This is a genomic window from Capnocytophaga gingivalis (assembly GCF_002302415.1).
GTDB lineage: Bacteria > Bacteroidota > Bacteroidia > Flavobacteriales > Flavobacteriaceae > Capnocytophaga > Capnocytophaga gingivalis.
Genome location: NZ_CP022386.1, coordinates 2710082 through 2728464, shown reverse-complemented (window position 1 = coordinate 2728464; position 18383 = coordinate 2710082). Strand labels below are relative to the sequence as shown.

General features: G+C 40.4%; 19 protein-coding genes and 1 tRNA gene. 11 read left to right on the top strand and 9 right to left on the bottom strand.

Annotation, left to right across the window (positions count from 1 at the left end):
• The first annotated feature begins 10 nt into the window (after nt 1–10).
• Complete coding sequence (fsa, locus tag CGC50_RS13130; protein WP_002667824.1) at nt 11–658, top strand: fructose-6-phosphate aldolase; 648 nt, start codon at nt 11–13, stop codon at nt 656–658.
• A 42-nt stretch (nt 659–700) separates the two neighbouring features.
• On the opposite strand, the gene trmB is transcribed toward fsa, so the two are convergent.
• The 6 genes from trmB to nrfH form a co-directional block, all read right to left on the bottom strand.
• Nucleotides 701–1375, bottom strand: a complete 675-nt coding sequence (gene trmB, locus CGC50_RS13125) for a tRNA (guanosine(46)-N7)-methyltransferase TrmB (RefSeq protein ID WP_095911165.1) — start codon at nt 1373–1375, stop codon at nt 701–703.
• A 67-nt stretch (nt 1376–1442) separates the two neighbouring features.
• The gene (locus tag CGC50_RS13120; RefSeq protein WP_198541615.1) at nt 1443–2231 is read right to left on the bottom strand and encodes a (Fe-S)-binding protein; all 789 of its coding nucleotides are present in this window, start codon (nt 2229–2231) and stop codon (nt 1443–1445) included.
• 80 nt (nt 2232–2311) lie between these two features.
• A complete protein-coding gene (gene ccsA / locus CGC50_RS13115) occupies nt 2312–3106 on the bottom strand; it encodes a cytochrome c biogenesis protein CcsA (protein ID WP_095911163.1) in 795 nt (264 codons plus the stop codon).
• 59 nt (nt 3107–3165) lie between these two features.
• Nucleotides 3166–4365: a cytochrome c biogenesis protein ResB gene (locus CGC50_RS13110; protein WP_095911162.1), complete on the bottom strand. Its 1200-nt coding sequence runs from the start codon at nt 4363–4365 to the stop codon at nt 3166–3168.
• A gap of 94 nt (nt 4366–4459) precedes the next feature.
• On the bottom strand, nt 4460–5926 hold the full coding sequence (gene nrfA / locus CGC50_RS13105; RefSeq protein ID WP_095911161.1) for an ammonia-forming cytochrome c nitrite reductase: 1467 nt from the start codon (nt 5924–5926) through the stop codon (nt 4460–4462).
• 26 nt (nt 5927–5952) lie between these two features.
• Entirely contained in the window at nt 5953–6561 is a 609-nt protein-coding gene (nrfH, locus tag CGC50_RS13100; protein WP_095911380.1) for a cytochrome c nitrite reductase small subunit, read from the bottom strand.
• Between the two features lie 299 nt (nt 6562–6860).
• Between nrfH and truB the strand changes: the two genes are divergently transcribed.
• From truB to fbaA, 7 genes are all read left to right on the top strand, one after another.
• A complete protein-coding gene (gene truB / locus CGC50_RS13095; protein WP_002667699.1) occupies nt 6861–7550 on the top strand; it encodes a tRNA pseudouridine(55) synthase TruB in 690 nt (229 codons plus the stop codon).
• Entirely contained in the window at nt 7547–8311 is a 765-nt protein-coding gene (locus CGC50_RS13090; protein WP_095911160.1) for an energy transducer TonB family protein, read from the top strand. The genes truB and CGC50_RS13090 overlap by 4 nt, the downstream gene beginning before the upstream one ends.
• A complete protein-coding gene (locus CGC50_RS13085; RefSeq protein WP_095911159.1) occupies nt 8308–8853 on the top strand; it encodes a GNAT family N-acetyltransferase in 546 nt (181 codons plus the stop codon). Before CGC50_RS13090 ends, CGC50_RS13085 begins: the two co-directional genes overlap by 4 nt.
• Nucleotides 8854–8930: 77 nt before the next feature.
• On the top strand, nt 8931–9752 hold the full coding sequence (locus CGC50_RS13080; RefSeq protein WP_095911158.1) for a 2,3,4,5-tetrahydropyridine-2,6-dicarboxylate N-succinyltransferase: 822 nt from the start codon (nt 8931–8933) through the stop codon (nt 9750–9752).
• A 136-nt stretch (nt 9753–9888) separates the two neighbouring features.
• A tRNA-OTHER gene (locus tag CGC50_RS13840) sits at nt 9889–10008 on the top strand.
• Between the two features lie 96 nt (nt 10009–10104).
• On the top strand, nt 10105–12432 hold the full coding sequence (locus CGC50_RS13075; protein ID WP_095911157.1) for a TerD family protein: 2328 nt from the start codon (nt 10105–10107) through the stop codon (nt 12430–12432).
• A 67-nt stretch (nt 12433–12499) separates the two neighbouring features.
• Nucleotides 12500–13567: a class II fructose-bisphosphate aldolase gene (fbaA, locus tag CGC50_RS13070; RefSeq protein WP_002667754.1), complete on the top strand. Its 1068-nt coding sequence runs from the start codon at nt 12500–12502 to the stop codon at nt 13565–13567.
• Nucleotides 13568–13648: 81 nt separating this feature from the next.
• On the opposite strand, the gene CGC50_RS13065 is transcribed toward fbaA, so the two are convergent.
• Complete coding sequence (locus CGC50_RS13065) at nt 13649–14458, bottom strand: hypothetical protein (RefSeq protein WP_002667911.1); 810 nt, start codon at nt 14456–14458, stop codon at nt 13649–13651.
• Between the two features lie 107 nt (nt 14459–14565).
• Here CGC50_RS13065 and CGC50_RS13060 point away from each other — a divergent pair, with 107 nt between their 5' ends.
• Nucleotides 14566–15093 (top strand): PepSY-like domain-containing protein, encoded by a 528-nt coding sequence (locus tag CGC50_RS13060; RefSeq protein ID WP_002667756.1) that lies wholly within the window; start codon nt 14566–14568, stop codon nt 15091–15093.
• Nucleotides 15094–15130: 37 nt separating this feature from the next.
• Here CGC50_RS13060 and CGC50_RS13055 read toward each other — a convergent pair whose 3' ends face one another.
• Nucleotides 15131–15358, bottom strand: a complete 228-nt coding sequence (locus tag CGC50_RS13055; protein ID WP_002667829.1) for a hypothetical protein — start codon at nt 15356–15358, stop codon at nt 15131–15133.
• 46 nt (nt 15359–15404) lie between these two features.
• Here CGC50_RS13055 and CGC50_RS13050 point away from each other — a divergent pair, with 46 nt between their 5' ends.
• Nucleotides 15405–15851 carry a PepSY-like domain-containing protein gene (locus tag CGC50_RS13050; RefSeq protein WP_002667872.1) on the top strand — a complete coding sequence of 149 codons (447 nt, stop codon included), beginning with the start codon at nt 15405–15407 and terminating at the stop codon, nt 15849–15851.
• A gap of 32 nt (nt 15852–15883) precedes the next feature.
• On the opposite strand, the gene rho is transcribed toward CGC50_RS13050, so the two are convergent.
• Complete coding sequence (rho, locus tag CGC50_RS13045) at nt 15884–17635, bottom strand: transcription termination factor Rho (RefSeq protein WP_095911156.1); 1752 nt, start codon at nt 17633–17635, stop codon at nt 15884–15886.
• Between the two features lie 262 nt (nt 17636–17897).
• On the opposite strand from rho, the gene CGC50_RS13040 reads away from it, so the two are divergent.
• Nucleotides 17898–18269, top strand: coding sequence for a DUF4293 domain-containing protein (locus CGC50_RS13040; RefSeq protein ID WP_002667904.1), 372 nt, complete (start codon nt 17898–17900; stop codon nt 18267–18269).
• The last annotated feature ends 114 nt before the right edge of the window (nt 18270–18383 follow it).

Here is an 18383-nt window from a genome sequence, read left to right as displayed (position 1 = left end):
AATTATAACAATGAAGTTTTTTATTGATACAGCCAACCTATCCCAGATACAAGAGGCTGAGCACTTAGGTGTTTTGGATGGTGTAACTACCAACCCTTCCTTAATGGCCAAAGAAGGCATCAAAGGAGAAGCTAACATTCTCAAACACTATAAAGATATTTGTGAAATAGTCCAAGGGGATGTCTCTGCAGAAGTTATTGCCACTGACTACGAAGGAATCATCAAAGAAGGAGAAGCCTTGGCTGCACTGCACCCACAAATTGTCGTAAAAGTACCTATGATCAAAGATGGCATACGCGCCATTCGCTATTTTTCTCAAAAAGGAATCCGTACCAACTGTACCTTGGTATTTTCAGCAGGACAAGCACTACTGGCAGCAAAAGCTGGAGCTACCTATGTATCCCCTTTCATTGGTCGATTGGACGATGTCTCCACTGATGGTTTAGGGCTTATTGCCGATATTCGCCTAATCTATGATAACTATGGCTACGAGACTCAAGTACTGGCTGCTTCTGTAAGACATACTATGCATATCATAGAATGTGCTAAGATCGGAGCCGATGTGATCACTGCTCCCCTTTCGGCAATCTTAGGGCTACTCAAGCATCCTCTTACCGATATTGGCTTAGAAAAGTTCTTAGCTGATGCTAAAAAATAATAAAAAAGAAGCTGTCCGAAAAGGGTAGCCTCTTTTTCTTGATTATCGTAGACGAAAACGGATATAAGTAATCGGTTTTCCTTGTGCTAAATATTGCTTTTCATAAGTGGTCTGTATGCTTAGCACTTCAGAAGGTGCTCCCTCATTTCGGTAGATATTATGATTGGCATAAAGCACTTCTTGCCCCATTCCGTGAAGTAGTCCTAAAGTATATCCATGTAGGAACTCACTATCTGTTTTTAGGTGAATAATACCCTCTTTGGATAAAATCTTTTTATACTTGCTTAGGAAATCCTCATTGGTAAGCCTATGCTTGGTACGCTTGTACTTTATCTGAGGATCAGGAAAAGTAATCCATATTTCAGATACTTCCTCTGCTGCAAAAAGATAATCAATGAGTTCTATTTGAGTTCTTAGGAACATCGCATTATCAATCTGCTCTTCCAAGGCTGTTTTTGCTCCTCTCCAAAAGCGAGCTCCCTTGATATCTATTCCAATAAAATTCTTGTCTGGATATTGTTTTGCCAGATTCACTGTATATTCTCCTTTGCCACATCCTAATTCTAATACAATAGGATTTGTATTGTTAAAGGCATCCTTTGCCCATGTCCCTTTAAGAGAAAAATTTCCATTTAAGACCTCTTCCCTATTAGGCTGTATTACATTGGCAAATGTTTCGTTTTCTTTAAAGCGTTTTAGTTTGTTTTTACTTCCCATGAAAATTAATATTCAATGATTAATGAATGTAAGAAATTGAACATTAATCATTATTGGCATTAATATATTATAGTTCTTCTGCTTGTTCTATAAGCAAGGCAATATCAGTTACGGGGACTACTTCTCTTTGTTGGTTCTTCACCCCATCAGTGAGCATAGTATTGCAAAAGGGGCAAGCTGTCACTATGATCTCAGGACGTACCTCCAAGGCCTGAGCAGCACGGGCATTATTTATCTCACCGGTACCCTTTTCGGCTTCTTTGAACATCTGCGCGCCCCCTGCTCCACAGCAGAAGGAACGTGCTTTACTTTTCTTCATCTCCAGAATCTCTGCTTCGAGTTTTTCTAAAATTACTCGTGGAGCCTCATATTCCCCATTACCACGTCCTAAGTAACAAGGATCGTGAAAAGTAATACGTTTCCCCTTGAACATTCCACCTTCGACCTTGAGTCTTCCTTCTTCCAAGAGCTGCTGAATAAGCTGTGTATGGTGCAATACCTCATAGTGTCCTCCCAAGGATGGATATTCGTTACGCAATGTATTGAAACAATGAGGACAGGCAGTTACTATTTTTGTAATACCATAGTTATTAAGCGTTTCTATATTGGTCAAGGCTTGCATCTGGAAAAGAAACTCATTTCCAGCACGCTTGGCAGGATCACCTGTACAGCCCTCCTCTGCACCAAGCACAGCAAAAGAAACCCCTGCCTTGTGAAGAATCTTAGCAAAGGCCTTGGTTACTCGGCGTGCCCGCTCATCAAAGCTGCCTGCACAACCTATCCAGAAAAGGACATCGGGCTTAATCCCTTGTGCGCTAAGCTCTGCCATAGTAGGAACATGAAAGTTCATAGACATCTAATTTTTCAATCGGCAAAAGTACAAAAAAATAATGATTAATGATTAATGTTCAATGACTAATCTCTGACCACTGATCTCTATCCCGAATAAGTATGTACACTCATCTGGGCGGTAGGAAGGTAATTAACGCCAAACCAGCAGATAAGAAGCAAGACAAAGGCAACTCCTACAATAATAAAGCTTTGTAAGGGTTTCTTTTCCTTGTGATTATATTTGTGATGCAGATACACCAAATATCCTAACCAAGTGATAAAAGCCCATGTCTCCTTAGGGTCCCAAGTCCAATAGTGTCCCCATGCTTCTTTTGCCCAGAGAGCACCAAAGAGTAGACCAAAAGTAAGAAATACATAACCTATCTTGATAAGCTGGTCAGTAATGGCAAAAACTGAATGTATTTCCTGTCCTTTCTTATACCGATAGATGCCATAAAAAGCTGTCAGGGAAGCCATACCCAGCATAGCATAAGCAAAGATATAAACGATCACATGCGGGATAAACCAGACACTCTGCAGCGCAGGCATCAGCGCTTTATTCATCGTATCAGGGTGTGTGTAAGTGAGCCCTACAAAAACGGTTCCCATTACAGACGAATAGCTAAGCATCCATTTCTGCCTATAGAGCAGGAAGATTGCATAGCCTATCAGCCCCATAAAAAAGGCATACCATATACGTGTCTCCGCCAAGGTACGCAAAGGAGGGCGTTCCAAGTTCTGCCACAGAAGAATGATAAAGCCTCCTATGACCATCGTAGCCACCAAATGACTAATGACAGCCAAGCTTCGGAGGGCTTTGCTCTTGCTGTAAATAAGTCCTCCTGCTAAAAGCCATAAGGCTATAGTGAGGTAGGTAATAATGTTAAAATATGACCACATAATTTAGTGATTAGTGACTAATGATTAGTGATTAGTTTCTAGAGACTAACAACTGACAACTAATTCCTTTTTATTTCAAATAAGAGCGCTATACCACCAGCAATAAGTAGAAAAATACCCGTATAGACCACTGGTAGCCAAGGGTCGGAGACAAGCTCCACTACGCTAAGATCTGACCAGCGCCCCATACGCTCATCATAACTAAGCTGATAGATACGCCATCCTCCTACACTTATAGGATGATTTACCTCTATTTTCTCCTGAAGAATAGTGTTGCTCCCCTTCTGATAAATAAGCACTTCTGATTCAAACTTACGTGCTTCAGGAGGTGCCATAACAAGGGTATGACCTTTATCTAAGTCTATAGCACGTGGAGGAAGTTGAAAATTCCCTGCGGAGATCCATTCCTTCTTCACTTGGTGCGTACGCAAATCCTCTACTGTGACTAAGGCCGCATTGGTAGCTCCCCACATAGTATGGTTGATATAAGTAGAATCGGTATCTGGTATTGCTTTTTCAAGATACTTATGTAGCGTCACCTTCCAGTTGAGCAAAGTGGCTTGTGCGCCCTCTCTTTCGAGCATGAACCCTATGGGCTTCTCCTTAGGAAGAGAAGTTCCTGTGGTATCTATAACAAAAAGTTTGTTAGGATATATATCAATAGAAAAATTCTTAAGCTCTATGGCTATAGGGAGGCTTACTACCTTATCATCAGCTGTTTTAGCCTGCCACTGAGGAGTATCCTTTTTTAAATCCATCGTAAGGCGTACAATATCCCCTTGCCCTAAGACTCCAGCAAACATCACTAACCAAAGTCCAAAATGATTGAGCAAAAAAGCGATATTTTTACGCTGATAAACCATAGAGCGCTTGAGGATAGAAAACCAAAGATTGGTTAAGGTCAAAAAGAAAACAAGGCCAAAATACCATGTCTTGGTAAGGTCATCTAAGCCCAACTTGCCCAGGATACCTGTAAGTTCCTCAGGCTTTACATTGATACTTCCCAGCCCAATGGTCAGTACCCCAAGTGTTACCACTGTAACAATGGCAAAAGGTGCCGAGGCGAAACGAAGTATAAAGTTGGTCTTGCGCCAAAGAAAATAAATAGCCGTTGTCAGAAAGACAAAGACGGCTCCCCCTACCACATTGTAAGGAAAGCTAAACCAACTCTTACTGATACTGCCTATGGAGAGTTGTAGCACCAGTCCTACCACTACAGCGGTAAGAGAAAAAACAATAGCGAAAGGATAAGACTTCATTAATAATGATTAATGGTTAATGATTAATGATTAATCAAAATATAAAAAGTAAGGGCGAATTGTCATTCGCCCCTAATTATTTGTGCAGTTCGCACTATTTTTGTGTAACTAAGCGACCTTCTTTACGAGCTTCTTCGAGCCATTTAGGAACGATAGTTTTCAAGAATTCTTTCTTAGCTGCTTCTTCCTTAGGCATGTCTAAGCCAATTTCTTTTTGAGCCTTAGCCTTAGTACTGATATCAGGCATTACAAAAGCAGTTTTTATATTAAGCTTGTTTGTAAGATTGTCCATATCGGTTTCTGCTTGCATCGCAAAATTCATACCATCACTAAGTACGCGCATAGCCTCTACTGGAGCGTGGAAAGCAGAGCCGTGAGAAGCAGTGATATAATCCCAACGCCATTGTGATTTGCGCAAAAGAGCTAGGATAGGTTTCATTTGCTCTTCAGTAGCACCATTATCCCACAAGAATTTAGCTTTGAAGTGGTCTTTAGCCAATTGTTTTTCCAAACGATTACGCAAAGAAACTACAGCATCTTGGCGATCATATACGTTCTTTTTAAGTTCTTCTTCGCTTTGGCGGTGACATGTCTGGCAGCTAGCTGTGACATTACGCAAAGGACTAGAGATTTGGTGATCAGTGAATTTCACAGCACCATCAGTTTTGTAAGGCATGTGGCAGTCTGCACAAGAAACACCTCTTTGTCCGTGGATACCGAATTGAGAAATTTCAAAGTCAGGGTGTTGTGCTTTGAGGATAGGAGTACGGCTAAGTTTGTGAACATAGTCTGTCCAGCCAGACTCATCATAATATTTCTCCATATCTTCCACTGTTTTACCTTTATCCCAAGGGAAAGTAAGATATTTCTTATCCCCTTTGAAGTAGTACTCTACGTGACATTGAGCACAAACGAGCGAACGCATTTCTTGGTGAGTCGCTTTGTTGATGTCTTTTCCTTGGCGAGCAAAAGCCTCAGCCAACGCTGGTTGGTGTACTTCCAATTTCATAGTCTTAGTATTGTGGCAAGTAGCACAACCAATAGGGTTCACTATTTCGCTACCCCACTTGTCCCAAGGGGCACTATAGTATTCTTCCAAACCTACTTTCTTCATAAGACGAGGTACATCAGGGCTCTTACAAGTCCAGCAAGTACCTGGCTGTGGAGAGTGGGTAGTCTCAGAAGGAGCTCCTGTACGGAGGGTACGAGTAACATCCTCTATGGCATGCATATGCCCACGTGGTGAAGTATAGTCCTTAGAGAAGGCATACCCAGCCCAAAGGATAACCATTTCAGGGCGTTGTGCTAACATATCGTCGGCACGGCTACTCATATACTTAGAGCGGAAGGTAGTATCGGCAGTAGCTTCCCAAGAGTCATACTGACGAGGGTAAAACTCTTTGTAAAGCTCATTACGGCACTCTTGGTCTTCCAAGTTATTACCACCTTTGGCTATAAATTCGGCCTCATGAGACCTATTCATTATGGAATTAGCTAACAAACCTAAAAGGAACGTCACTATAGCTAATATTCCTACTAGTAACCAATTTTTCTTTTTCATCGTTGTATAAATTAGTTTGTTTTTAATCAATTATTTTTTTCTGTTTTTATTAGATCCTGTATCCACTGTGGGGTATTTTCACCCATATCATCTATGATAGGTACAGGAGAATGAGGCGCGGCATTGAGTCCGCGTACGCGACTGTGGGGCACCTCGCGGTGACACTCCCAGCAGAGCTTACCATTATCGGCATGTGCCATAGGAGCAGTTACTTTACCTAGCCTTACTTCAGAGACAAGAGTGCTATGGCAGCGGATACAGTTCTCCTGTACTACCTTCTGCCCTGGAGCATGCATTTTGATCACCTGTGGTTCAAGTCGAAAGGTGAACATGGTAGCATGCCTTAGCCCGTCATTGGCCTTGAAGTAATACTTACGGAACACATTGTCATGAGGTACATGGCAATCGTTGCAGACCGTATTGCGTCCATGTGAGGAGTGCGACCATGTAGCATATTCCGGCTCCATGATATGGCAGTTCACACACGCCTTAGGGTCATCCGAAAGATAAGAATGCGCCTTGGAAAGGTAAAATATATACCCACACAAGCCTATCACAATCCCTACTAAAGAAGGAATCAGATACTTAAAAATTTTATTTTTTTTAAGATTGCTTTCATTAGAAGACGTTGGCATTTTGATTTTTGTTTTTATATCTTTTCTGCTGCAGAAATAAGTATTTTCTTTCATTCTACAAAATGAAAATAGCTTTTTTTAGTATTTTATTCTTATTCTAAATAAAGATATTTTAACACTTATATGTCCGATTTTCAAAGATTGATTTTTTGCTCTCCAAAAAGACAAGAAGTAACGATTAAGCACCAATGGCTGTTCACTCCTTCATCTAACAAATTATTTCAAGAAAAATATCAAGAATTAAAAAAAATAAATGTATTTTTGCCACAGTTTTTAATATCGTACAAATATTTTCAAGGATGAATACGCTTATAGAAGGGACAACTATACTGATAGACAAGCCTTTGCACTGGAGTTCTTTTCAAGCGGTCAATAAGCTCAAATGGGCTATCATCAAAAAATACCACTTAAAAAAGTTCAAAATAGGCCATGCAGGCACTCTCGACCCTTTGGCTACTGGTTTGCTTATCCTATGTACAGGGAAGCATACCAAGCTGATTTCGTCCCTACAGGATGCCCCCAAGACCTATACTGGTACTATCGCCTTGGGAGCGACTACTCCCTCGTATGATTTGGAAACTGAAATAGATGCTCGCTTTGCAACCTCTCATATCACAGAGGAACTAATAGAGCAAGTAAGAATGCAATTCACTGGGGTGCTCCTACAAGCCCCCCCCCTATTTTCAGCTATTAAGAAAGACGGAAAACGCCTGTATGAACTGGCTCGCAAAGGAGAAGTTACCGAAATACCAGAAAGAGAAATTACTATTCATTCCTTAGCTCTCACTCCTTCAGGGGAGAATACCCTTTCCTTTGAAGTGCATTGTAGCAAGGGTACTTATATACGTTCCTTAGCTCATGACATAGGAAAAGCCTTAGGAAGTGGTGCCCACTTAACCTCACTCAGACGCACTCAGATAGGAAATCATTCCGTTGCAGATGCCCTATCCCCCGATGCTTTTGTAGAACTTTTAAATACCAACATATGAAACTAACACAATTCCTCAAACGCGAATTCCAATCCTTAGGGATGTCACGGCAAGAAACAGCCTTTGTCATCACCCTCTCAATCATGCTCTGTATATTGGTTTCTTTCATTATTGTAAGAGTGAACAACAAGCCCGAAGAGATATGGCTTGAAGTGCCTCCCACTGAAGAAATCACTAAGCTATTGGAAGAACAAGAAAAACTCGAAGATCCCCAAACAGAGGAAGACAAACCCGCTGACAACTCCCAAGTAACTACCCGCGCCTACAACGAAGCCGATTCACGTATAAAACAAGCCGAGGATCTCGAAACCTTGGATGATCTCTTGGCAAAACAAGAGGCAGAAAATGCCTCTGGAGAAGGTGAAAATAGCCCTGAAGAAGGCGAAGGTATTGAACCGCCTAAGGTAGAACCTCACAAGGTCAATGATGGAATGTCTTTCAAGGAATTAGAGAAATACAAAGCCCAACCTAAAGATAAGAAAGCCAATAAGCGTACTCTTATTTCCTACTCCTTGGTAGGAAGAGATGCTGTCTCTGAACTACCTAATCCTGTATATACGTGCGATGCTTCGGGCAAGGTGGTTATCAATATCACTGTAGATGGACAAGGACATGTCATAGAAGCCTCCTACAATAAAAGTGCTTCTTCTACAGCCAATGGCTGCTTGATAGACAATGCTATCTATTACGCGCGAAAAGCTCGCTTTAACAAGGATAGCAAGATCAAACAAATCGGAACCATTACCTATTTATTTCAATGATACGAACTGCTTTTCCCCAGGATGCTCCCTCTGTAGCACCCCTTATGTTTCAGGCTATGTCTGAGATTGTTTTCAAGCTTATAAATCGAAATGACCCCAAGGAGGCCACTCGATTCTTGGAAAGACTTTTTATCCAAAAAAATAACCAATATTCTTATGAGAATACATTGGTCTACGAAAAGGACAATCAGATTCTCGGTTCATTGGTCTATTACAATGGGGCACATATAGCCACCCTCTCTCAAACAGTATTTGACTTTGTTCATTCCTCCTACGGACATCATATCCGCTTGGAGCCTGAGACTCAGGCAGGAGAGTACTACATAGATACCTTAAGTGTATCCCCAAAAGTACAAGGCAATGGAATAGGCTCTTCTCTCCTACTCCATTTAAAAGAACTTCTTAAGGGAAAAACCTTAGGCCTATTGGTTGCCATGGACAATCCTAAGGCTGAAAAACTATACCAACGTATGGGATTCGTGTATGCGGATATGAAAATGTTAGCAGGGGCTCCCTACAAGCACCTGATATACCAATCATAGAGCGTTAATTAATCATTAAACATTACTCCATCAATCATTAGATTTATTATCTTTGCATAAACAATAACTGATTACTTATGAATATAAAAACTTTACAAGAGAAAATAGAGAATGCATGGGAAAACCGCCGTCTCCTCTCCGACGAGGTCACCATGAATGCCATTGACGCCACCATAGACTTGCTTGATCGTGGAGAACTCCGAGTAGCCACTCCCTCTGATAAGGGATGGCAAGTACACGAATGGATAAAGAAAGCAGTTATTCTATACTTTCCTTTCCGCAAAATGGAAACCAAAGAGGTAGGTATCTTCGAATACTATGACAAGATTCCCCTCAAGCATAATTACGAAGACAAGGGTGTACGTGTAGTACCTCCTGCTACCGCACGTCGTGGGGCTTTTTTAGCTTCAGGAGTTGTACTGATGCCTTCCTATGTAAATATCGGAGCTTATGTGGATAGTGGTACCATGGTAGATACATGGGCTACAGTGGGTAGTTGTGCCCAAGTAGGAAAGAATGTACACATCAGTGGAGGGGTAGGTATTGGAGGAGTACTAGAGCCCTTACAAGCAGCTCCTGTAATCATAGAAGATGGAGCCTTCTTAGGGTCTCGCTCCATCATCGTAGAAGGTGTACGTGTAGAGAAAGAAGCTGTTTTAGGCGCCAATGTAGTACTGACTGCCTCCACCAAGATTATAGATGTAACAGGCGAAAAACCTGTAGAATACAAGGGTTATGTCCCTGCCCGCTCAGTGGTTATACCTGGTAGCTATACCAAGCAATTCCCTGCTGGCGCTTATCAGGTTCCCTGTGCCCTTATCATTGGACAACGAAAAGCCTCTACCGACCTAAAAACCTCTCTCAATGAGGCTCTTAGGGATTTTAATGTGTCGGTGTAAATCAACATAATTGTTATATTTTTGTTAATTATATCTTTTTCTTACTACTACGCAAAAACATTGCGCAATAGGGTTCTAACTTTGCACTCAGAAAGAGAAAAAGAACCTCTATAACAAAACAAATTTATAACATATTAGGACAGTAGCTCAATTGGGTAGAGCAGGTAATGGTAAGATTATTTCCATGCGAGGTCAATTACCATTTACTTCTGAGCTTCTAACTCCCGGGTTGTGGGTTCGAGTCCCACCTGTCCTACAAAAACAACTAAGAAAGGTCAAACAGAAGTTACTTCTCTCTTTTAGGTTAAGATTTACTTCTGTGATTACCTTTCTTTTTTTATTGTATCACACTATGGAAAAGACAATCGCCCTACTGAAAGTTGCCCTAAGGCAAAATGCTTTATTCGTCCCTGATCCTATGGTCTCACAAAGAGCCATACAGCCAGGTACCTTGGAACTAGTAGCTGCCCTACGCCAACATGGTTTTGGGGTTACTGAAGAGCTTTTGCACGCTATCAATGGTACTACCAATGAGTATCGTCAGTCAGTTGTCAAGGTGATAAAAAAGGTACTGAATGTAAAACTCAACTGGGCACCCCTTATCAAGAATTGGGAAATACCTACAGGGGAAGGGTTCATTGACCATCTTATCACCGCTTTCTTCAATCAAAATCCAGAACTGATCAAATATGACAATGAGTTTTATGAAGATTATTATTACTATGAAAAGGAAGATGAAAGCTACAAGGACTATGATATCCCTAAGCAAGAACGTTTTTTAGCCTGTGGACACTATATTCCTTATGGTACTTTTCCTTTGTGGCGCTACAACGGTTGCCCTTTCTGTGGTACCCCTTTTGAACTTGGAGAAATAGAATATCAAGGACAAGGTAGCAAACTCAAAATCCTTGATCTATGGCGTGAAGCGGAAGCTGATACCTTTTTCCAAAACCTACTAAGCTCCAAAACAGCCTTGGATGCGACTCAGGCAGATTCGCTTAAATTGCTACTCCCTTACTTTTCAGTAGCTCCTGAGACTCATATTGGTATGAAGGAGACACTTGTCTTGGTGGTAGATAACTATATTGCTCAAGGTAAGGAAGCGGAAGCGGGTGCTTGTTTTAGCTCTCCTACCGATATATTGCGCTATTTGTGGTATAAAAAAACCAGTTTTTTACAAATCGTAGAGCCTAAGACTATCATCAAAAAAGAAGCGCTAAATCACAGCCATATTACCAAATCTTTAGACAAACACCTCTCTGCCAAAGAAAAAGCGCAAAAAGGACTCAAGCTCAAGTACTCTCGCTCCGAATGTGCCCGTGTAGCGCGTTGGCTCAATGCCTTACCGCTTTCAGCGGAAAAGGCATGTGAGATCATGCACCTTAAGCGTGAGATGTGGGTGCGCTTTATCCGTGCCTTACGCTTGGCGGAATACAGCAAGAAGAAGGGTTTCGAACAGCTCGCTACTCTTTTGGACGTATTCTATAACGAACGTTATGAGGTATGGCAAGCCGAACTCAATGCTGCTTACCTAAATATGGATAGTGAAAAGGCTTTTTCCTTGCTTAAACAACGCCCTGGGGTCTTTGCTCGATCTCTCTTTTCCTGCATGTTATGGTTAGGAGCGGACGAGACACTTGAAGCTTTCAAGGAAATCATAGATCAGGTGCCTACTCGCTTACTCTTTACCCTGAATATGTATGCCGATTTGTACTTTAGCAAAGAGGGAAAGCGCAGCGTACAGACTATTTTAGGAACTCGAGTAGAAATCCCTAAGCACCCTTTGGTTGTCGGAAGCTATAATGAGGAGCAATTGGCTGAGATGAAAGCTAAGATAGAAGACCTTTGCTTATGGAGCATCCAACGTCAGTTTGCTAAGGAAGAAAACAAGAACCAATCTATCTATATAGACCCACAACTCTATCATATTCCATTACCTATAGGGGATAGAAGTAATAATGTACATGACTTTAATGCCACCCTTATGGGTACCCACTTCCCATTGGAGGGCAACGAAATACGCCTTTTTATGCAATGGGGGAAAGACCTGCCAGCTCAACACTTGGATATGGACTTGTCCTGCCGTATTGTCTATAAAGACAGAACAGACATCTGCTATTTCCACAATCTTACCACCTTAGGTTGCCAGCATAGTGGGGATATCCGCAGTATTCCTGATAAGGTAGGTACGGCCGAGTATATCAATATTGATGTCAATACCCTACGCCAGCACAAGGCTAAATATGTACTTTTTACCTGCAATGCGTATTCCAATGGTGCTTTGTCGCCTAACTTAGTCGTAGGTTGGATGGATAGTAAGCATAAGATGAAAGTATCCGAACGTACAGGGGTTGCTTATGACCCTTCTGCGGTGATTCATCAGGTGCGTATTACTCAGCCCTTACAGAAGGGACTCCTTTTTGGAGTGTTGGATGTAGAGGCTAAAGAGATTATCTGGATGGAGCTCCCTTTCCAAGGACAAGTAGTGCAAGCACTTTCTATAATTGGGGTAAAAACCCTCTTAGAGAAACTCAATAGCAAGCTCACTATCGGTAACCTACTGGCGATCAAGGCTGAGGCACAAGGTCTACAACAAGTAGATGACCCTTCCCTTGCCGATGAAGTCTATGATATGCAATGGGCAGGGCAAGGTAATGTCAGTAAATTATTTTTAGGGTAATTTCCTAAATATATTTTTCTCTTTAAAGAAAATGTATTACATTTGTGGCAATTTTAAAAGTAATACCATGAATCACAACATTAAACCAGGAGTTGCAGTAGGAAAAGAAGTGCAAGAGATTTTCCAATATGCAAAGCAAAAAGGATTTGCCCTCCCCGCAGCAAATGTTATCAGTTCTAACAGTATCAATGGTGTATTGGAAGCTGCTGTGGCTATGAAAGCACCCGTAATTATCCAATTCTCCAACGGAGGAGCTCAATTTATGGCAGGCAAGGGTCTTTCCAACGAAGGTCAAAAAGCCGCTATATTAGGGGCTATCGTAGGGGCCAAGCAAGTACACCAGTTAGCTGAAGCTTATGGAGCTACAGTTATCCTACATACTGACCACTGTGCTAAGAAATTGCTTCCTTGGATAGATGGGCTATTGGATGCCTCTGAGGAACATTTCAAGGCTACTGGCAAGCCTCTTTTCAGTTCTCACATGATTGACCTTTCAGAGGAACCACTGAAAGAGAATATCGAAATCTGTAAGAAATACCTTGAGCGTATGAGCAAAATGGGGATGACGCTTGAGATAGAACTTGGTATCACTGGAGGAGAAGAAGATGGAGTAGATAACTCCGATGCGGATGAGTCTCGCCTATACACCCAGCCTGAAGATGTGGCTTATGCTTACGAAGAGCTCCTCAAGGTAAGTCCACAATTTACCATTGCAGCAGCTTTCGGTAATGTACACGGTGTATACAAGCCAGGGAATGTGAAACTTACCCCTAAGATCCTAAGAAACTCACAAGAGTATATCTCTAAGAAATACAATGTAGCACACAACACTATTGACTTTGTATTCCACGGAGGTTCAGGCTCTACTCTCGAGGAAATCCGTGAGGCAATTAGCTATGGGGTAGTTAAGATGAATATAGACACCGACCTACAATATGCCTTCACCGAAGGGGTACGTGACTATATGAAGAACAAAGCCGCTTACCTACAAAGCCAGATAGGAAATCCTGAAGGAGCGGATGTACCTAATAAAAAGTACTATGACCCTCGTGTATGGCTCAGAGAAGGAGAAAAGACTTTCATAGCTCGTGTGAAGAAAGCCTTCGAAGACCTCAATAATGTAAATACCTTATAATCGTATTTAAAAGTAAAGAACAAAGAATAAAAAGTAAAAAGTGAAGAATTACTATAAGGTAGTTCTTCACTTTTTCATTTTTCACTCTTCACTTTCAAAGGTTGCCATTGCCTCATAGAAATCCTGCTCATCGATACCAAGATTTTGGCAAAGCCACTTAGCGCCTGATAGGTAGTTCATCCTCTCCTTTCCTGAGATCATAAGAGGCATTTCCCCTTCAGGAGTAACAAGATAGGTAGTTTGTCCATTTTCTATATAATCAGCAGTGACATAGGGCATGAGTCGTAGTTGATTCTCTGTAGCTTCTGCTATAGAAGAGAGCGGGGAATCTTCTTGATTATACACCAAGATTCCACCTTTGGTGATAGTATTGATAAAATCAGCATATACCTCCTTTGAAGTCTCCTCAATATGGCTAACCAAAGCCAAGGTAGGTGCATAGGTATGGAATATTGGAGCCTTATCCACTTCACTATAGGATTCATTGCCTTCTATCAAAACAAATTCCGCTCCTGTAGAAAATCTACAAGAAGGCTTATCCCCTATGGGCGTTTCTAAAAAATAGTCTATTTCTTTGGAGAAATATTCCATTGTATGTAGTACCATAGCCGCTATTTCTTCCCTACCCTGGGTGCCAGTGACAACCACTCGGGTTTTTAGCTTATGAAGTTGGTATAGGAAAGCTCCATAAGAATAAATAGGCAACTGGAGTTCTTGGGCTTTTTGCCATTGCGGATCGGAAGTGGAGATATCTTGAGCTATAACCACCACTTCTGTATCAGAGGTAGGCATTGCCCCAGAGACGCTCTCCGACACCTCATGTAGTGGAGAGAGTCCCTCTATAAGGGCTTGTAAAAAAGGTTCTCCCTGAGTAATAAAGTGTATTTTCATCGTTGTTATTTAGAACTGCAAATTTACAAAAAAATAGCTTTCTATTCTGATTTTTTCTCAATTATATGTTTTATCTTTGCTGCGTAAAACTATATAAAATTATTTTTATGAACAGATTTAGAAAAATGGTAACCGTAGTTACTGCTCTTTTTGCCTTGCAGGCTACTATGGCACAGGATGATGTACAAATCACTTTTGACAAACTTCCTGCCAAGGATGAGGGTATTGTAAAAGCCTATTCCCCTAAAGATGATGTACAAATCACTTTTGACGAACTTCCTGCCAAGGCTCAGAGTTTTGTAAAAACCCATTTCCCTAAAGAAGAAGTCGCTTCAGTATGGAAAGACATAGAAATAGAAATGCTTCGTGTAGAGGATTATACAGTAGCTCTAAGCAATGGAACCAAAGTAGAATTCCTTCCTAATGGAGAATGGAAAGAAATAAAAAAATCAAGAGGTTCTGAAATTCCTGCAAAGATTATTCCTAATGGGATTGCCCAATATGTAAGCCAGAATTACAGTGGTCATCCTATTAAGAAAATCAGTAAAGAACGCAATGGATACGAAGTAGAACTCATTGGAGGAACTTATTTAGAATTTAGCCGAAACGGAAAATTCCTACGTATAGGCGACTAATCAAAAATAAAAAAATCGGGAGTACATCCCGATTTTTTTATTCATTCATACTCATAAGGAACTCTTCATAGTCCTTTGTTTTCTTCATTCTATCTTGGATAAGCCCGACAACTTCCATTATATTCATATCGGATAGGTACTTACGAACAATCCTCATACGCTGGAGTGTATTTTCATCCTCTCTATAATAAAGTGTATTTTCATCGTTGTTATTTAGAACTGCAAATTTACAAAAAAATAGCTTTCTATTCTGATTTTTTTTCAATTATATGTTTTATCTTTGCTGCATAAAACTATATAAAATTATTTTTATGAACAGATTTAGAAAAATGGTAACCGTAGTTACTGCTCTTTTTGCCTTGCAGGCTGCTATGGCACAGGATGATGTACAAATCACTTTTGACAAACTTCCTGCCAAGGCTCAGAATTTTGTAAAAACCCATTTCCCTAAAGAAGAAGTCGCTTCAGTATGGAAAGATACAGAGATGCTTCGTGTAGAAGATTATACAGTAGCTCTAAGCAATGGAACCGAAGTAGAATTCCTTCCTAATGGAGAATGGAAAGAAATAAAATCAAGAGGTTCTGAAATTCCTGCTTCCATCATTCCTTCAGGTATTAGAGATTATGTAAAGAAGAATTATGCCTCTTCTACTATTAAGGATATTAAGAAAAAACGCTATGGCTATGAAGTGGAACTCACAGGAGATATTGACTTAGAGTTCAACTCCAAAGGAAAATTTCTTAGAGTAGATGATTAATAAAAAAAATCGGGAAAAAAATCCCGATTTTTTTATTCATTCATAGTCATGAGAAACTCATTGTTATCTGTTGTTTTTTTCACTCTATCATGGATAAATTCCATAGCTTCTACTACATTCATTTCTGAAAGATACTTACGAACAATCCACATACGCTGAAGTGTCTTTTCATCCTGCAATAGGTCATCACGACGCGTAGAGGAGTCTATCAGATCAATCGCAGGGAATATACGCTTGTTGGCTATACGTCTGTCCAATTGCAATTCCATATTACCTGTACCCTTGAACTCTTCAAAAATCACATCGTCCATTTTGGAACCAGTATCGGTAAGTGCTGTAGCAATAATAGAGAGAGAGCCACCTTTTTCTATATTTCGCGCAGCTCCAAAAAAGCGTTTTGGACGGTGTAGCGCATTGGCATCGAGCCCCCCTGTAAGTACTTTCCCTGAAGAAGGCTGTACTGTATTATAAGCACGAGCCAAGCGGGTAATAGAATCCAAGAGAATAACCACATCATGCCCACACTCTACCAAGCGTTTTGCTTTTTCCAATACAATATTAGCGATCTTGACATGTTCGGTAGCTTCTTTGTCAAAGGTAGAGGAGATGATCTCCCCTCTTACACTTCTTTGCATATCAGTTACCTCTTCTGGACGTTCATCGATGAGTAATACCATCAAGTATACCTCTGGATGATTGTCTGATATTGCATTGGCAATATCCTTAAGCAGTGTTGTTTTCCCTGTTTTAGGCTGAGCCACAATCATTCCTCGTTGTCCTTTTCCGATAGGTGCAAAAAGGTCTATAATACGAGTAGAAGTAGAACTTCTTCTGCCCGATAGATTGAATTTTTCATTAGGGAATATTGGAGTAAGATTGTCAAAAGACACCATATCGCGTACCGATTGAGGATCACATCCATTGATTTTAAGCACTTTAATCAAGGGATAGTATTTCTCTCCTTCCTTAGGAGGGCGTACAGTCCCCAATACTGTATCTCCAGTACGGAGACCAAAGAGGCGTATCTGAGAAGGAGATACATAGATATCATCGGGAGAAGCCAAGTAATTAAAGTCCGAAGAGCGAAGGAAACCATAGCCGTCAGCAACAAGTTCGAAAACCCCTTCACACTCTACAATCCCTTCAAATTCGAAATCAGGAGAACGGTAGCGATTCTTCTTTTCCTTATCATAATTCTCCCCATTATTTACCTTAGGAGAGGTATTATAAGGAGTATTGTTTTGATTGGTATTATTGTTACTTACAGTAGAATTCTCTATAGGAGCATTGGCAGTTACCTCTTTACGTTCCTGCTTTGGGAAATTATTATTTCCTTTTTTATCTTTATTGGGTGTATATTTCCCTTTGCCTTCACCCTTTCCTTGAGCATCATTTTTTTTCTTTGGAGCAGGAGCACCCGTATCCTTGGCTGGAGTATCTTGTGGTTTTGGAGTATTTTCCTTAGGCAGAGGGGTATTATTTTTAGATTTTTCCTTTTTGGGATGTACTTCTTTTGTTTTAGGCGTTCCCTGTGGAGTAGTCACCTGTGGAGTAGGAGCTTCTTGTTCTTTATTATTTTTTGGAGTTTTTGTTTTTTTCTCTTTTTCCTTAGGCAAGGATTCTTTGGCTGGGGTAATCAGAGAAGGGTTTTCTGCTTGGAAATCTATAATACGATAGATAAGCTCTTCTTTTTTAAGGGTTTTTGTTTTTTTCATCCCTAAAGATTGTGCAATTTCTTGCAAATCAGGAAGTTTCTTCTCCTTTAAATCGGAAATTTCAAACATATATTGGTAAGTTGATATGAGTTGTTGTTGATAGAAAGTTTGCTTATATGAATATTGCAGCCGTATTGTACACTGCTCTTAGATAAGCCATCAAATAAGATAGAATATTTCTTCAAGGATGGTGTCACTTTGGAACTATACAGAGGAATTACCTATCCCTGAAATACTTAATTTTGAGATTGCAAAGGTACATATTTTTTTTTGAAAAAAAATTTTTTATAAAAATTTTTTTCACTATCTTTGCCACTCATAAATCAATAAGATGATACAGCGTATACAAACCATTTATCTATTGATTGTCAGCATCATAAGTGGAGTTTTTTCTTTCTATAGTATAGGAGATTGGACTACTTTGGGGCTCTTAGGAGTCAGTTGCCTGCTGGCAATAACAAGTATTTTTCTTTTTAAGAACCGCCAAAACCAATTTGTTTTAAATAGAATCAACATTTTGTGTAACCTTATTTTACTAGGTGTATTCTCGTGGAGGGTGCTACAATCATCTGGAGAAAATTCTTTTTCTGAGAAAGGTGTTCAGCTCGTAGTTCCATTCATTTCTATCGTATTTTTGTATTTGGCCAATCGTGCCATTCACAGGGACGAAGAATTGGTAAAATCGGCAGACCGCCTGCGATAATACTGAGTAACTTTGTGTGTTGTCCTATCCTACTTAGGTGAGTAGGATAGGATTTTTTTTACACTGAATCAAAAAAAGCCACCCAAAAGGGTGGCCTCCATATAAATATGGAAA

Excerpts from the sequence above, each read along its gene's own strand:
- CGC50_RS13075 (WP_095911157.1), top strand. The coding sequence starts at position 10,105 with ATGGAAAAGACAATCGCCCTACTGAAAGTTGCCCTAAGGCAAAATGCT.
- fsa (WP_002667824.1), top strand. The coding sequence starts at position 11 with ATGAAGTTTTTTATTGATACAGCCAACCTATCCCAGATACAAGAGGCT.
- rho (WP_095911156.1), bottom strand. The coding sequence starts at position 17,635 with ATGTTTGAAATTTCCGATTTAAAGGAGAAGAAACTTCCTGATTTGCAA.
- CGC50_RS13090 (WP_095911160.1), top strand. The coding sequence starts at position 7,547 with ATGAAACTAACACAATTCCTCAAACGCGAATTCCAATCCTTAGGGATG.
- CGC50_RS13060 (WP_002667756.1), top strand. The coding sequence starts at position 14,566 with ATGAACAGATTTAGAAAAATGGTAACCGTAGTTACTGCTCTTTTTGCC.
- trmB (WP_095911165.1), bottom strand. The coding sequence starts at position 1,375 with ATGGGAAGTAAAAACAAACTAAAACGCTTTAAAGAAAACGAAACATTT.
- nrfH (WP_095911380.1), bottom strand. The coding sequence starts at position 6,561 with ATGCCAACGTCTTCTAATGAAAGCAATCTTAAAAAAAATAAAATTTTT.
- CGC50_RS13040 (WP_002667904.1), top strand. The coding sequence starts at position 17,898 with ATGATACAGCGTATACAAACCATTTATCTATTGATTGTCAGCATCATA.
- CGC50_RS13110 (WP_095911162.1), bottom strand. The coding sequence starts at position 4,365 with ATGAAGTCTTATCCTTTCGCTATTGTTTTTTCTCTTACCGCTGTAGTG.
- CGC50_RS13065 (WP_002667911.1), bottom strand. The coding sequence starts at position 14,458 with ATGAAAATACACTTTATTACTCAGGGAGAACCTTTTTTACAAGCCCTT.
- truB (WP_002667699.1), top strand. The coding sequence starts at position 6,861 with ATGAATACGCTTATAGAAGGGACAACTATACTGATAGACAAGCCTTTG.
- CGC50_RS13085 (WP_095911159.1), top strand. The coding sequence starts at position 8,308 with ATGATACGAACTGCTTTTCCCCAGGATGCTCCCTCTGTAGCACCCCTT.
- CGC50_RS13080 (WP_095911158.1), top strand. The coding sequence starts at position 8,931 with ATGAATATAAAAACTTTACAAGAGAAAATAGAGAATGCATGGGAAAAC.
- CGC50_RS13120 (WP_198541615.1), bottom strand. The coding sequence starts at position 2,231 with ATGTCTATGAACTTTCATGTTCCTACTATGGCAGAGCTTAGCGCACAA.
- CGC50_RS13050 (WP_002667872.1), top strand. The coding sequence starts at position 15,405 with ATGAACAGATTTAGAAAAATGGTAACCGTAGTTACTGCTCTTTTTGCC.
- ccsA (WP_095911163.1), bottom strand. The coding sequence starts at position 3,106 with ATGTGGTCATATTTTAACATTATTACCTACCTCACTATAGCCTTATGG.
- fbaA (WP_002667754.1), top strand. The coding sequence starts at position 12,500 with ATGAATCACAACATTAAACCAGGAGTTGCAGTAGGAAAAGAAGTGCAA.
- nrfA (WP_095911161.1), bottom strand. The coding sequence starts at position 5,926 with ATGAAAAAGAAAAATTGGTTACTAGTAGGAATATTAGCTATAGTGACG.